The following is a 14,524-nucleotide window of genomic DNA, read 5'->3' on the forward strand; positions in this document are numbered from 1 at the left end:
ATATGTCATGCGGCCAGAGCGCCCCCAATTATCGCGGGGCTGTCGACGTTGCCCGGGTTTTGGCGTACCATGCGCCCCTGCTCTAGAGCGAGCATCGGGGCCGATTAGGATTCGACGCCGGTAACAAAACTCTAGGGGCATGCCGAGCTGGCAGCAGACCTCGTAAATCAGTTGCTGCACTTTAATAGTTGCCAACGACGACAACTACGCTCTGGCTGCTTAATGCGCCAGCAGTCGCTAGGGGATGCCTGTAAACCCGAAACGACTGTCAGATAGAACAGGATCGCCGCCAAGTTCGCTGTAGACGTAACGGCTAAAACTTATACAGCTCGCTCAAAGCACCCTGCCTGTCGGGCGGCAATGAGCTAACTCAGTAGACCAGGCTAAGCATGTAGTCCCGAAAGCGGAGAACTGGCGGACGGGGGTTCAAATCCCCCCGGCTCCACCAAATTAGCTTTACAAATCAGGCACTTAGCTTAACGGCGAGGTGCCTTTTTTGTGCCTAAATAGGCTGTTTTAGCTCGGGAATGCCAGCTTAATGACAGCTTTCATTGGCAGGCTTTCAGGGCGGCCAGGAGCTCCAGCTCGTACCCCTGGCGCTGAAGCCTTTCCGCCAGCAGAGCCCGTACCTTCACCTCCAGCGGGTCACCCGCCTTGAGGGTTGCCGTGGCCCAGGACGGCGCCCTCACCTCCTCCACCCGGCACGGCACCGTCACCGGGACCTCTACGCGCAAAATGCGCGGTTCGGCTTCCTGCCGGCCGGCGCACCCCGCCAGCGCGAACACCACCCCCACCACGATTCCCAGCCTCATAGACCCAACTCCTGGTTGATCACTGCCTCGGCCGCGGCGCACTGGTCGCCGCCGATCCGCTCCTGCTGCAGGCGCTGGGCGGCGGCGTAGTCGCCGGCAGCGGCCTGGCGCGCCTCCTGCAGGGCCTGGGCGGCGGCCTGCTGCCGTTGCTCAGCCTCGGCGCGCAGTTGCGCCAGGCGCGCGTTCTGCTCGCCCACGGCGCTCTCCAGGTCCTGCCTGGCTTGCAGGCACTGCGCAGCCAGGTCCTGGGCCTCGTCCAGCAACGGGCGGTAGTGCTGGGCGGCCAGCCAGGCGCCACCCACAGCGGCCAGCAGCAGCGCCACGCCGGCCAGCACCAGGCGCAGCGGGATCACGGCGCTCATGCCAGCACCCCCCGGGCGTGATCCCACAGCAGGCGTCGCTCGGCGCGCCCGTTCTGGTCGCCGTTGATGCGCTGGGTGATGTCGTCGAAACGGCCGGCGTCGGCCAGGGCGTTGAGCCCGTTGTCATCCCAGAACCACGCCGCCGACAGGGCCGCCCACTCCGGCTGCTCGAGCAGTTCTGGCTGCTCCACCAGGGGCAGGCCCAGGGCTCGACCGCACCGCTGGTACTGCGCTCGGCCGGTGATCTGGAACAGCCCACGGCCCCGGTACCGCCAACCGTCACCGGAGGCCGCCGGGCCGTTGCCCATGCGGGCGGCGTAGACGCAATTGGCGATGGCCTCGGGCTGGCGCTCCAGGCGCAGGGCGAGCCCATTGGGCACGCGCTGGCGGGCGGTCGGGTCCACGGCGAAACGGCCCGGCCAGGTGTTGGCCAGGCCGGCGGCGCCGTAGTTCAGGTTCTCCACCAGCCGGGTGAGCTCGGCACTCTCGTGCCCGGCCTGGGCCAGGAATGCGGCCAGGCGGACGCGGCTGGTGATGTCGTACCGGGCCGCCGCTCGGTTGATAGCGGAAACGAAAACGCCCGCGTTTCGGCGGGCGTTCGGGAGGATCTGCAGCAGTTGCTGCTCGGTGATCTGCATGGGTGGTGCTCCAGGAAGAAGCCCCAAGTGGGGCTGTGAGTTGATCAACGGCGGTACCGAATCACACAGGCGCCACCCCTGAAGGTCGCGCCGTTGGTGGCAGCCAGCCGAAGGCCGATCAGTGCGTTGTAGAGCTGCAGGCGCGCGATACCACGCATTGACTGCGTGCCCATGGCGTACTCGCCAATGCCGAACCACACTGCGGCGGGCGTGGGGTCCCCACCCATACGACTGATCCGCAGGACACCGGAGATCGGCGAACCGACCGGGAGGGCAGCGCTCCCCATGACAAACCCGGTGGCGGCCGATGCGCCCGAGGCGGCGCTGGCGGTGATGGTCCAGCAGCCCCCACCGTAGCCGGTCGTTACCGGGCCGGAGCTGGTCAGGGGGACGATGTAGGGCACACCCGCTGTGGTGGCGACCTCGATTGAGTCGAACATGATCTCAACCTCGGTCGCCCAGATCGGAATCCCGGTGAAGTCGTAGGAGGGCCCGACGAAGCCAATTACGGTGCTGTACTGCCAGCCGCCGTAGTCCTGCAGCGCGCCAGTTATCGCGTCCGTTGCCCGCTTGTTGTTGAACCCCTGGACATACATGGCGATCGCTTTGTAACCGCGCTCAGTGGGGTGCAGGTTGTCGCTTGAGAGGTACTGCGCGTTGGCACCGAACTGCATCAGCGGTTGGTTGATGTCGATCAGCAGGTCGGCGCCTACGGTTGCTGCGGAGCTGTCCCACCAGGAACGGTAGTAGTTCACCCGCCCCGGCTGGTCGGCCTGGACCGGAGAGCCGTACAGGGCATTCAGCAGGATCACCTTGCAACCGGCCGCCTTCAGCGCCGCGACGGTGTTGGCGATGTTGGTGGTCCGCTGGCTCGCCGAGACCGACGGATAGTCGTTGCTGGAGGCGTGCAACAACACAACCCGGCACCCGGTCGACGTGACCTGCGAGACCCTGGCCAGTGTCTGCGCCGACGTCTCCCCTCCCTGGCCTTTCTCGATGGGGAGGCTGTTGCGCAGGTCCGAGTAGAGCCTGGCGTTGAGGTGCCACATGCTGGAGGCGATGCTGTCGCCGAACACCACGACGTTCGGCCGGTAGATGGCAGCGGCCTCGAGGCGGAGGGTGCTGCCATTGGAGGCACCCGCGATGTGGCCCAGCCGCAGAACCGTCAGCGGCACGGAAACCGCCTGCGGGAGGCGCGACCCCATGACCCAGACCCCGTAGTTGTTGGAGTAGTAGAGGTCGATGTTGTTGTTCTTGCGGTCGATGTGGAGCCGGATCTGCTGAAGCGTCCCCGATGTGTCTACCCCCTCGGCGAACGTGCTGGGTACCACCTGGTTGGTTGGACTGTAGACGTAGGCACAGGACAGGCAGCCCAGGCGCTGCACGGAGTTCATGCGGTCATAGTTCAGGTACACCAGGATCGTGGTGGTGCCGGACGCATCCCCGAGCCACAGGTACTGCCCATCCCCGCTGCCGATGCTGCCCTGCATGGCGATGTCGATGATGTAGTCACCGGCAGTTCCCAGGTTGATCGCCGTCTCGACGTATGCCGGCGCCCCCGCCGCAACGGTCTTCCTCAGCACCAGTCGCGGCCCCTCTTGGGTGAACGTTGCCGACACCGGAGCCCCCCAGACTGACGTCCCATCGCTACCGTAATAGCCGCCGACCTTGTTGTCGTCAGCGATGGTGGGCCAGCTTCCAGCAGCATCCCCGACGACCACGTCACCAGCACCGAGCAGGCTCTGGCCATTCACTGTCCGGAGGTTCGTCCCGCTGATCAAGGCATCCTGCTTGCCGGCAACGGCAGGGCCCAGCGCATCGAGGGCGGCCTTATCGGCGCTGCTCATGAAGCCGGCCGTGTTGGTGGTCGCTGTCGCGTGAGCGGTACCACCCGCACCGACATGGCCTGTTATCTGGGCCTGCAGCCGCCCGATCGCGCTCAGGATCGAATCGGACGCGGTCACCGCAGCGCTTGATGCAAGGGACAAACCAGTGAGCAGCGTTCCACGAATGGCGCTGGCCAGGTCGCTGATGGTCGCCGCGAGCTGGCTGCCGGTGTGATTACTCCGGTCACGCAGGTAGACATCCGAGCTGTTCGCAGTGGCGCCCGGGGCGATCCCGGCGAGCTTGTCCTTTGCGGCGTCGTTGAACGGGTTGGTGTCCGGGTTCGACTCGTAGGCCGTTTTAACCTGGGCCGGCGTCATCACGGTGGAGCCGGAGGCCTGAATGATCCAGGCCGAATCGCTGTGGTCCCAAACGTAGCGCTGAACATCGAGCCCGGGGCCAGCATCCACGTCCGCATAGTCGCCGGGGCTACCGGTGGGAATTGCCTGCTGCAGCTCCGCCAGCGATGAGAACAGGCCCTTGAAGTGGCTGCTTTCCAGGCCGGCGAGCTTCAGTTTCTCGGCTGGGGTGAAGTTCTCCTGGCTCAGGTCGTAGCCTGGGCGCTTGTCGACCTTGCCCTCTACGACTCCCCTCAGTTCATCCACCTCCTGCCCCAGGTTCGCATCGGCCTGGAAGAGCTGGACGAGCTGCTCCTGCTGCGCCTGGTTGGCTGCGTAGAGCTCGGCCGTCATCTGGTTGATTCGCCCGAAGGCCTGGCGCGCGTTGTCGCCACCCTCACCAGTCGGCGCGGTGCCGAGGGGGATTTCTTGTCTCGCCATGTGTTCGATCTCCGCCCGTGGGGCTGATGGTCATGCTTGGTAGGGGAATGGGAGGTCGGTGACGTCGATCACCTGGGCCGCCGAGAGGCGCGTGGGGACGTTGTAGAAACGCTCGGTCAGGTACTCCTCACCGATGCGGGAACCCGGCAAGGTGGTGAACCAGAAGGTGATCGACCCGGCGTTGCCATAGGCGCCCTCGATGACGTTCCAGGCCCGGTAGTAGGTGTATTCGCTGCCGGCCATCAGGGCGCCGCGACTCCATTGCAGGGACGCGGCATAGAGCCGCCCCGGCGTCATCTGGTAGTGCCAGCGGCTGACGATCCACTCGAAATACTGCGACTGGGCCGCCAGGATCTCGAAGGTGCCGCCGATATAGGCCGGATAGAACCGTGCGCCCGGTGGCGTGGGGTTGCCGATCGGCGGCGGCGGGCCGGCCGGGATCACGTTGGCCACCACGTTCATCGGCCACTGCCGTGAGTTGAAGGTGACCCGCCCGGTCGGGTCGCGCGTGATCAGCGCCGGCCCGGTGCCGACATCCCGCATCAGGTCGAAGACGTAGAAGCGCGTCTGTGTGCTGGCACCGGCGAAGTAGACGGTCCACTGGTTGCCGGTGCGGTTGAAGTACACCCGCGCGCCGGGGCCGTGCAGGAAGATCACCGGGGCGACCGCCTCGAAGCTGCAGCTGTGCACGTCGTCATACTGGGTCCAGGGAACCCAGCTACCGCTGTTGAGCGACGGCTGCTTCAGCTTGTAGGCCCGATAGGCGTACTCCAGGTACCCGCTTTTCAGCAGGCCCATGGTGACCCGCTCGGTGTCCATCTGCAGGGTGCCATTCGGGTGGTAGGTCCTGAGTTTCGCGCCCATCAGTAGTACCCGTAATAGACGGTGGAGTCGCCGGTACCGCCTTCGGGCACGACGTCGCTGAAGACCCAGCTGATCCCGCCGGGGGTGATCTCGATCGCAGCCAGGCGGGTCCCCTTCGGGTGGGTGCTGAGCTTGGGGATCTGCACCCAGAACGGCACCTTGCCGTCCGGCCACGCGACGGGCAGCGAGCCCGCCGAGAAGCCGGTGTCGAAGCTGCCCATCACCTGGCAGACCCGCGTCGTCCAGTCCATGCGCAGCGCGCCGTCAGGCCCGTAAACGCGAAAGCCAACACTCATAGGAAGAGTCCCATCTCCAGGCCAATCTGGCCGTTCGGGTAGTAGAGGCGCAGGGCGTCGTTGACGATCTGCATACGCCCGCCGTCGGCGGTGGAGCCGTTGATCTGCAGGCCACCGGCCTTGCTCAGCTTCCAGCCGCTGACGTTCGGGACGAAGTTGTCCGACTGCACGGTGTCGCTGATCTTGGCGAAGTTGATGGTGGCGTTGCCGATCACGGCGCTGTTGATGAACACCTGGCCGCCCTGCACCACGAACGGCGCCACCGCGCTCGATGACCCGGTGTTGGGGTCGATGATCGCGACGCGGCTGGCCGCCAGCAGGACCTGGCTCTCGAGGATGCCGTTGTTGTTCTCCACTCCGACACCGATGCCGGCCAGGTAGGTGCGGCCATCAGCGGTGACCTGTGTTTTGATGGAGTACATGGCTGCGAGCGCGGCTATCACCTGGTCTACCTTGACCGTCGCCCCGCCACCCGACTCGATTTTCTCCAGCAGCGCCTGGGCCAGGGCACTGGCGCCGATCCGCTGGCTGAAGTAGGCGTCGTAATCGGCCTGGTTGCTGCTCGACTGCCCGCGCGTCCAGACCGTCCAGGGCCCGGCGTTGCCCAACCGGTCCACCAGGCGCGCCTTGAACCAGACCTCCGCGCCGGCGGAGAGCTGGGCCAGGGTGTGCTCGGCGATCGGGTAGGCGTACTGCCCGAGCAGGGTGGCGCCGGTGTCGTTGTTGACGGTGTTGCGCAGGATCTCGGTGTACGCGGTATCACCGGTACCGCTGGGGAAGCCCCAACGCAGCTTGATCGCGAAGACGTCCGAGACGGCCGACAGGAAGGACAGCGCCGGCGGTGAGCCGACCTTGCCTTCCAGGGTGGTCAGGGCCGAGGTCGCGGCCACCGACACCACTTCCATCACGTTCACCGCCCGGACCCGCGCCAGGTAGGCGCCGCCGTAGATCCCGGAGATGTCGACGTTGGTGTTGCCGGTGCGCGGGAGCTTGATCCAGTCGCCGTCGTTGCGGCGCCACTCCACGTCGTAGCCCACCGCGTGCTCCGCCGGCTGCCAGCTGATGGTCGCCGTGGTGACGGCGAGCCCCTGGGTAGTTGCGGTGCTGGCGGTGATCTGCACCCCCGTCGGCGGCGCCTGCACGCTGGGCGGGATGACGGTGATGGGTCTGTCCTCCAGGCGAGCCCCGGTGTCGATGGCGCCGAACTTGCTGGGGTCGTGCCGGACTGCGGTGATGGTGAACAGGTGCTGGTCGTCCCGCGCCACGGCGGTGACCCGGAACTGCTGGATGGCCAGGTCTTGGGCGTCGACCGACCACTGCAGCTGCGCCTGCGGGGTCTCGCTGTATGCGGTGGTGACGGTGATCACCCTCCCCTCCACGCCGGAGATGGTGCGCGCCTCGGCCTTGCCGCTGGGCAGGTTGATGATCAGGCGGTCCCCGACCTTGGCCACGGCCTCCCGGTCCAGGGTGATCTGGCGCGGAGCCTGGAACCCGCTGATGCGCCCGCCGATGGGCCGGCCGGCCAGCAGCTGGTCGGCAATGCCGATGATGTGCCCGGGCAACGGGATGTTGCCGTCGAGGCCCACCTGGAACGACACCTGGCGGTCGGTGGAGTTGGTCAGCAGGGCCCAGTGCCCGCGGCGCTGCGCCTCCGACTCGCGGGTGCAACCGATGGCGGTCAGCTCCAGGGGGTTGTCGCCGTAGCGCCGCTGCAGGGCGAACGAGGTGGCCACCGTGACATCCGACTCGTAGGCGTTCGCCGGGTTGTCGTAGCTGACCAGGGCGCGGGTGTAGCGCGCGCGCTCGCTGCTGCTGGAGTAGGTGAAGCGCCCGTCCACCACGTTGGCCCGGGTGTAGATGAAATCGATGTCCCGGGGCATGTCGGCCAGGCAGACCATCTGCCCCTTGGCCCAGTAGGTCATGCCGCGGTAGATCGCCGCCAGGTCGCGCAGCACGGTCCAGGCCTCGGCCTTCGACTGGATGTAGATGTTGCAGGTGTAGCGCGGCTCCTGGCCGCCCTGCCCGTCCGGGACCAACTCGTCGCAGTAGCGCGAGATTCTGTAAAGCTCCCACTTGTCGACCATCCACGGCTTGACCCGCTTGCCGAGGCCGAAGCGCTCGTGGGTGATGACGTCGTAGGTGATCCAGGCCGGGTTATCAGTCCAGGCGCTGACGAAGGTGCCGTCCCAGTTGCCCGCGTAGGTGCGGGTGGCGGGGTCGTAGTTGCTCGGCACCCGCACGATGCGCATGCGTGGCTCGCAGGAGACCTGCGGGATGTTGGTGAACTGCGAGGCGTCGAACTCGATATAGAGCAGCGCGGTGTTCGGGTACCGCAGCTTGCTGTCGATGATCTCGGTGAAGGCCGTGATCTGCATCTTGTCGGCGATCGCACCGCTGCTGCTGTTCGGGGTGATACGGCGCACGCGGATCTGCCAGCCGCTCAGCGCCGGCGGCAGGTCGACGCGGTGGCTGCGCTCGTAGCCCCCGGTGGTCTTGCCGGTGACGGCGGTGCTGACGACGGTTTGATAGACCCCGCCGTCGGTCTGCACGTCGATGGCGTAGGCGATGCTGTAGCCGGTGATGTCGCCGTTGGTGTGCTGCTGTTGCAGCGCCGGCCAGCGGAAGCGCAGGCGCACCGCCGACAGCTGCAGGTTCGACACGGCGCGGACATAGGGGGTATCGCTGCGCAGCTCGATGGACTGGGAGACCTCGTTCTCTACCGACGGCATGCCGGGGATGTAGCCCTGGTGCTGGCTGCCCGGGCGGAACTCCCAGCGCACGCCGGGGAAGTTGGTGTTGCCGGCGGAGTCGATTAGCGGCGTCCCGTCCAGGAACACGCGGGTACCGTCCAGGCTGCCCTCGAACTCGCCCTCGCCGAGGGCAAGGAGCATCTTGGCCTTGGCCACCGAGCGGAGGCTGTCCGGGGCCTCGACGGGCTGCCGGGCCTCGCTCTGGCCGCCCTTGCGGCCACTCAGGGTGCTGGATGGGTGCATGGGGGTTTCCTCTGGGCATGAAAAAGCCCGCTCTCGGCGGGCTGCTGGTGGTGCTGGGCGGGTCAGGCGATGTCTTCGGCGTAGATCCCGGCGGAGACGATGGCCCCGCCGATGCGGCGCTTGCCGTAGCCGAGGGCCACCGGGTTGCCCATGGCGGTGGTATTCACCGCGCCGCCGAAGGCATAGCTGGGCTGGTTCTCGGTGTCCTGGCGCCCCTTGAGGCCCTTGGCCTGGGGGCTGAGCATCTGGATCACGCCGCCGATCATGAGTGCGGCGCCAATCTGTGTGAGCGTCATCGAGCTGCCTCCAGTGAAAGGCGACAGGACCACGCCAGCAATCACCAGTACAGCCCCGATGATGGTCTGCATCATCCCTCCACGCTTGCTACCGGCGAGCACAGGGACGATACGGATCTCCCGGGTACCACCCAGCTCGAAGGCGTCGGTGCCCTCATTACGACGGTTGCGGAACACGGCGTAGCGCTGGCCATGGCGGGCAGCCCGCTCGATCTCCTCCCGGAAGCCGGGGACGGTGTTGCGCAGCGCACTGAATGCTTCCCAGGTGGTGCCGGTGTCCAGTTGGCGGCGGTGCTCCCGGCCGAACATACGGGCCAGGCGCCCAGAAAGCAGGATGGTGCAGATCTGAGGGTTTCGAGTGATCGTCATGGCGTCTCCAGAAACGAAAAAACCGCCCGGAGGCGGTCGTGTTTCATCTTTCAGAATTCAAATCGAGCTGGGACGGATATCGAGTCCGTTTGTGTCTCCACTAATGCGGAATCGTTGAACCTCTCCAGCCTCCAACCGAGTAGAAGTTTCCTTCAATGGCTGGCCAACCTGCATTGCGCAGAGCCCCTTACCAGATGGATCACCGGACATTCCGATATGGCGTCGACCGGCTTTGACGTAGAAAACAGCGCGCTCGCCCACATCGACTCTTGCGGATAGTTGGCCATCAATGAAGACAGCAACATAGCAGCCGCCACCGGCCATCCACCCCTCGTCCCGCGTCACTATGATTTCAGCGCTACCAGGTAACTTCTGTCTGAACGCGAGTTGGCGCTCGCCGGGAACAGCGCTCGGATTTGCACCAGGCGGGCTGGTGGAGCAGCCGGCTAACATGGCGGTAGCAAACAGAAAAAGAATGATGCGCATCGCCGGAGTCTCCTTCTACTTGATGCGAGTGAGCCTCAACCCAAAGTCCGAGGGAGTCAGAATGCGGTAGGCGATTTCGCTTGTGGACTTCAAGTTGGCGTCTTGCGAGGTAGCAACGTTGGGGCACGCACCCCCTCCTGTTTCCAGTCGAAACGAATACTCGCCAGGCGGTAATTTGAGCCAGATTCCTTCACCTGGACGAATAGAGAAAGCCTTTCGATTGTTTACGAAGACATCGTGGGTGCATGCAGCGCCAAGCAGTCCAGTATCGCGCAAGAACACAACCGAAGCTTGCCCACCAGAAGCCTTACCTACCAAGTCTGCTGCATAAACACGATCACCGGGGATCACTTCAGCCTGCTGTTCAGTTACCGGGCTGGTAGAGCAGCCGGTCAGCACCAGACCAGCGAGAACAGCAAGCGCCCCAAAGCTCCTCAGTTTCATGTGTCACTCCTTGGCAAATGTGGCCGGAGTGTACCGCACCACCATCCGGGCGCGCTCTTGCCAGTACCCGCCCCAGACGTCCCTGCAGGAAGGCCGGCCGTAGAGATGGTGGAGGATCTGCCCATCGCCCAGGTAAACGGCCCCGTGGTTGATCTGCCGGGACTGGATCTGCATCAGAATCACGTCGCCAACCTCCAGGCTGCCATCGGTGACCTGGCGGAAGCCGGCGTCCCGGTAGTGCCGGACGTAGAGGTCCGCCCCCTCCTCCCACCAGTGCCAGTCGTGCGGGAAGCGTGGCAGCTCCACGCCTCGCTCCTGGCGGTACCAGGCGCGGATCAGGCCGTAGCAGTCGTGGTCGGTACCGTGGACAAAGTGCCGGCCGATCAGCGGGGCATCCTCGGGAACGATGGTGCGCAGGTCGCCCTCGGGCCAGCTGATGATGTGCCACGGCACGTCGCCGGAGTTGCACGCGGCCAGGTCCCGTGGGGATGGCTGGCTGGTTCCGTCCGGGTGGCTGTGCACCACACCGATGATCTCGCCCTGGTCCTCGGCGGCGGCATAGGCCTCCGGGCCGATGCGGAACTCCTCGGCTGGATCGTCGGCAGTGTTCTCGCACGGCACGTACAGGTGCCGGCGGCCGGCGGCGACCAACAGGCCGCAACACTCGCGCGGGTACTCGGCCGCGGCGTGCTGTTGCACGGCGGCGAGGATGTGTTTTCGCATGGTCAGTTGCTCCGCAGGAGAGAGGCGCCCGGGAAACCGCCGAAGGGCAGTTCGTTGTGCTCGCCCCAGCGCACCTTGCAGCCGCTGGCGAGTAACCCCGAGCACTTGTCTTTCTCCGGGTCGTCGGTGGGGTTGCCGTCCTCGTCGAACATGGCGGCGCCCGTGTAGCCGCATTCGGGCCCCCGGTACCGACCACGGACGCACCACTCGCATACCCCGGAGATGATCCGGGCCGGGATGACCTGACCCTGGAGGTCCGCCGGGCTGGAGAGCTCCCACTGCACCACCTCGTTCGTCTCCGAGGATTTGCGATCGACATACCAGATCTCGATCACCTCCTGGGACGGGTCGGCCTGCGGGTTGCCGCCGTCGAAGTTGGCCGCGTCCAGGTAGTGGGCAAGGGTCTGCCGCATCGTCACCTGCGCCTGCAGCAGGTCGTCGAAGTAGAGGCACGCGGCGCTGATCGACCCGTCTATGTTGCCCACCGACAGGGTCGGCGACGACGGCGAGCCACTGCCGTTCGCCTCCAGCCCCTCGATCTGGCAGGGCCAGGCCCGGTACTCCTGCCCCTGCCACCAGATGGAGCGCGCGGCGAGGTCCCCAGATCGCCCGACCAAGAGACGCTCATCCCCCGCCAACCAACGCAGCGAACCGGCATAAAGCGGATTGGTAACAGCATCGATGTCCTCGGCACGAAGGGCGATGTTGTGGCCATGGAAGCGCAACACGTCGCCACCGAAGGCAGTGCAATCCACTTCGAACAGTTGCACCAGGCTCCCGGGCTCAAGGGTTTGAAAGTCGCTTCTGATCATGGATGGAACGCCTGAGTGAAGGTTACGGCGATGGAGTAATTGCGGGCACCCTGCGGGGCTATCTGGTACTCGCCGGATCGAAACAGGCTGGCCACGCCAAGCGGTGGCGTCCATGCAAAGGAGCGATACCCCTGGTGCCGATCCAGAAAGGCCGCCAGGGCTCGCATTTCGCTCTCCCTGCCGATGAAGGTGAGGTCCCAGCTCTGGGACTTGCTGTTGAGCCCGTCGCCGCTCACCTGCTGGTAGCCGTCACCAAACCGGGCGGTGCGGGTCTTTAACTGGGCGGTACCCGAGGAAGACGTCTGCGGGCACCAGGTGAAAGTCTCGATGGCCACGTTATCCCCTCCCGTTCACGTTACGCCAACTGGTGCCGCCCGGGCGCCAGGACTCGGCCACCGCTCTCTCGGCGGCTGCCTTCATCTGGGTCTGAAGGTTGGCGGCGAGCGCCCCTTGATCGATCTCCATTCCCTCGGCGCCTCTGTCCTGCACCACCACGGAAACAGGGGCGCTGATCTGGACCATGGTCCCGCCACCGCCACCGCCAACGGCACGAACACCCAGCGAACCATCAGCAGCTCGGGTCAACGGCATGATGGCCTCGGGCCCTGCCTCGCCCATGACGCCGACACCGCCGGCCATGCCGAAGGCAGTGGGCGAGGAGACGACGCTGTTGGTGAAGGTCCCGCCCTTGGCGAACATCTGCACCCCGCCGCTCCACGCCCCGCCCTTGGCTTGAAAGAAGGATCCGATCGCTGATCCCCAGGAAGTGCTCGCCGCTGAGTCCACGGCGGACACCAGCGCTTTGCGGATGGCGATCCGCGCCAGGTCCTTCAGGATCGATTGGGCCAGATCCGAGAACGACGCTTTGCCTGTGGTGATGAAGTCCACCAGGCTGTCTTCGGCGCCGCCGAACGCACTGGCGAACATGTCACGGGTCTGCCCGCTGACGTCCCTGGCCTCGTCGAGGTAGTTGCTCCATGCATCCCCGACACCGGCGAGCCAATCGCTCTCGGCCGCATCCAGCTGGTTGTAATAGTCCTGCTGGATGACCATGCGCTCGGCCAGCGCCTCCTTCAGGAGACCGGTCTGGGTTTCGTACAGCGCCTGGTCGATCTGGCCGGCGTTCTGCTGCTTCTGCAGGTCGGCCATCTGCTGGTTGAAGTCGCGCTGGATCTCCAGATCCTGCTGGAGCCGATCCCTCGCCTTGTCGCCCATTCCGCGCCCAGCGAGCTCGGTGGCGAACCCATCGCGGGCAGTCTGGTTGGCCTGGCCAAGCGTGTCAGCAAAGGCACGGGCCTTGGCCGCATCCTCATTGGCCAGCTTCAGCTTTTTCAGCTGATCCAGTTCGGCGGCCAGGCTCTCAAGGCGTTTTTGTTGCTGGGCGTTGATGCCGACCAGCTTGCCGGACTCGATCTCGAACTGGAGCTTGGCGACCTCGGTGGCGTCCTTGCGCTTGTCGACTTCGGTGTTGATCAGCGCGATCTGCCGTTCGTAGCCTTCCTCAAGCCCCTTGAAGGTCTGCGCCAACTTCTGCGCGCTGGCGACCTGGTCCTTGGTCGGCGCCTTGAACGTGCCGCCTTTGCTGGTCCGAGACTGCAGGTTGTCAAGCATCACTGCCAGTTGCTTGACGCTGTTGTTGGTGTCGCCACTGCCGGCATTGGTGATCTTGTCGAGGATCTCCGCGTACTTCTGGGCGGTGGCGCCAAGGTCGTCCACCGCGACCCCGGCGGTCTCCTTGATGGAGCCCCAGTTATTGACCAGGTTCTCGCCGATGGTCTTGCCGGCGCCGGCCGTATTGAGGAGGTCCGACCAGGATAGCCCCTCGAAGATGCCGCCGGCGGCAGCGGCGGCGCCACCAATCGACTTGCCCATCATGTCAAAGGCGGCCACGGCACCGACGGCCCCCTTCGACATCCACTTCAGGGTGTCGACGACGAAACCACCCACCGCGACCATCGAAGTGCCTTCCTTGGTCACTTCGAACAGGCTGCCGGCCAATTCACTCAGCGCCGGCAAAAGCTCGCCCGTGAGCTGGTTTTTCAGTCCGGTTGTGCTCTGCTCCATGAGCCAGACTGCAGCCTTCAGCTCGTTCGCCTTCTTGATGGTCTGCTCGTCCATGATGGCGCCCGCGCTTTCCGCAGCGTCACCGAGAACCTTGAAGCCTTCCGAGTTGTTGCGCAGCAGGGGCAGCAGGAGCGTCGCATCGTTGGCGATCGCCTCAAGGTAGAAGGTCATGTCGGCCTGACTGACCTTGGCCTTCTCTAGGCTGGAAACGTAGAGCCCGAGGGCCTGGGGGCCAGACAGGTTGCGGAAGTTGTCCGCCGTGACCCCCACCTTCGGCGCGATCTTCTCGAAGAAGTCGGCCATCTCGCCGCCGCCGGTGTTGAGGAAGTCACCGACCTTGTCGTTGACGTCCTTCAGGATGTCAGCGAGCTTGTCCTGCTCAATGCCGACCGCCTTGGCCGCCGCCGAGTACCGTTGAAACTCGGTGGTGCTGGTATTCGCCACGCCGGCGAGGTTGGTGATTTCCGCCGCGGACTGCACGGTGCTGACAGTCATCGCGACCAGGGCGGCAGAGCCGGCCAGCGTAGCGGCGCCAACGGCCTTGCCGATCGCCTGAGCATCCTGCTCGACCTGCTTGCGCCATTTCTGGGAGCTACGCTCGGCCTTGTCCATGCCTTGCACGAAGCCGCCGACCTTGGCGATCAGGTCAAGGGTCAGCGTTCCGAGTGAGCGCGCTGCCATTTCTTTCTCCAGGTTGAGCAG

Annotated in this window: 14 protein-coding genes and 1 other RNA gene; 1 reads left to right on the plus strand and 14 read right to left on the minus strand. The window is 65.3% G+C overall.

Annotated features, from left to right (window positions below; genetic code table 11):
• Positions 1–96: 96 nt before the first annotated feature.
• Positions 97–448: a transfer-messenger RNA gene (gene ssrA, locus A7D27_RS11545) on the plus strand.
• 100 nt (positions 449–548) lie between these two features.
• Here the strand turns inward: ssrA and A7D27_RS11550 are convergent.
• The 14 genes from A7D27_RS11550 to A7D27_RS11605 form a co-directional block, all read right to left on the minus strand.
• Positions 549–812 (minus strand): hypothetical protein, encoded by a 264-nt coding sequence (locus tag A7D27_RS11550; protein ID WP_069564944.1) that lies wholly within the window; start codon positions 810–812, stop codon positions 549–551.
• The gene (locus tag A7D27_RS11555; protein ID WP_069564945.1) at positions 809–1,174 is read right to left on the minus strand and encodes a hypothetical protein; all 366 of its coding nucleotides are present in this window, start codon (positions 1,172–1,174) and stop codon (positions 809–811) included. Before A7D27_RS11555 ends, A7D27_RS11550 begins: the two co-directional genes overlap by 4 nt.
• Positions 1,171–1,812, minus strand: coding sequence for a glycoside hydrolase family 19 protein (locus A7D27_RS11560; RefSeq protein WP_069564946.1), 642 nt, complete (start codon positions 1,810–1,812; stop codon positions 1,171–1,173). The genes A7D27_RS11555 and A7D27_RS11560 overlap by 4 nt, the downstream gene beginning before the upstream one ends.
• Positions 1,813–1,856: 44 nt before the next feature.
• Positions 1,857–4,475, minus strand: coding sequence for an SGNH/GDSL hydrolase family protein (locus A7D27_RS11565; RefSeq protein WP_069564947.1), 2,619 nt, complete (start codon positions 4,473–4,475; stop codon positions 1,857–1,859).
• Positions 4,476–4,505: 30 nt separating this feature from the next.
• On the minus strand, positions 4,506–5,339 hold the full coding sequence (locus A7D27_RS11570) for a hypothetical protein (RefSeq protein WP_069564948.1): 834 nt from the start codon (positions 5,337–5,339) through the stop codon (positions 4,506–4,508).
• Positions 5,339–5,590, minus strand: a complete 252-nt coding sequence (locus tag A7D27_RS11575) for a hypothetical protein (RefSeq protein ID WP_139134079.1) — start codon at positions 5,588–5,590, stop codon at positions 5,339–5,341. The genes A7D27_RS11570 and A7D27_RS11575 overlap by 1 nt, the downstream gene beginning before the upstream one ends.
• 41 nt (positions 5,591–5,631) lie before the next feature.
• Positions 5,632–8,628, minus strand: a complete 2,997-nt coding sequence (locus tag A7D27_RS11580; RefSeq protein ID WP_069564950.1) for a host specificity protein J — start codon at positions 8,626–8,628, stop codon at positions 5,632–5,634.
• Positions 8,629–8,690: 62 nt separating this feature from the next.
• Complete coding sequence (locus A7D27_RS11585) at positions 8,691–9,293, minus strand: tail assembly protein (protein ID WP_069564951.1); 603 nt, start codon at positions 9,291–9,293, stop codon at positions 8,691–8,693.
• Positions 9,294–9,350: 57 nt separating this feature from the next.
• On the minus strand, positions 9,351–9,779 hold the full coding sequence (locus tag A7D27_RS27130) for a lipoprotein (protein ID WP_083265605.1): 429 nt from the start codon (positions 9,777–9,779) through the stop codon (positions 9,351–9,353).
• A gap of 15 nt (positions 9,780–9,794) precedes the next feature.
• Positions 9,795–10,223, minus strand: coding sequence for a DUF2846 domain-containing protein (locus tag A7D27_RS27135; protein ID WP_083265606.1), 429 nt, complete (start codon positions 10,221–10,223; stop codon positions 9,795–9,797).
• Between the two features lie 3 nt (positions 10,224–10,226).
• Positions 10,227–10,946, minus strand: coding sequence for a C40 family peptidase (locus A7D27_RS11590; RefSeq protein WP_069564952.1), 720 nt, complete (start codon positions 10,944–10,946; stop codon positions 10,227–10,229).
• Positions 10,947–10,948: 2 nt separating this feature from the next.
• Complete coding sequence (locus A7D27_RS11595) at positions 10,949–11,758, minus strand: phage minor tail protein L (RefSeq protein WP_069564953.1); 810 nt, start codon at positions 11,756–11,758, stop codon at positions 10,949–10,951.
• Entirely contained in the window at positions 11,755–12,093 is a 339-nt protein-coding gene (locus A7D27_RS11600; protein ID WP_069564954.1) for a phage tail protein, read from the minus strand. The genes A7D27_RS11595 and A7D27_RS11600 overlap by 4 nt, the downstream gene beginning before the upstream one ends.
• A gap of 1 nt (position 12,094) precedes the next feature.
• Positions 12,095–14,503 carry a phage tail tape measure protein gene (locus tag A7D27_RS11605; RefSeq protein WP_069564955.1) on the minus strand — a complete coding sequence of 803 codons (2,409 nt, stop codon included), beginning with the start codon at positions 14,501–14,503 and terminating at the stop codon, positions 12,095–12,097.
• Positions 14,504–14,524: the final 21 nt, after the last annotated feature.

The sequence above is a fragment of the Pseudomonas sp. 1D4 genome, from assembly GCF_001728925.1.
Classification (GTDB): Bacteria; Pseudomonadota; Gammaproteobacteria; order Pseudomonadales; family Pseudomonadaceae; genus Metapseudomonas; species Metapseudomonas otitidis.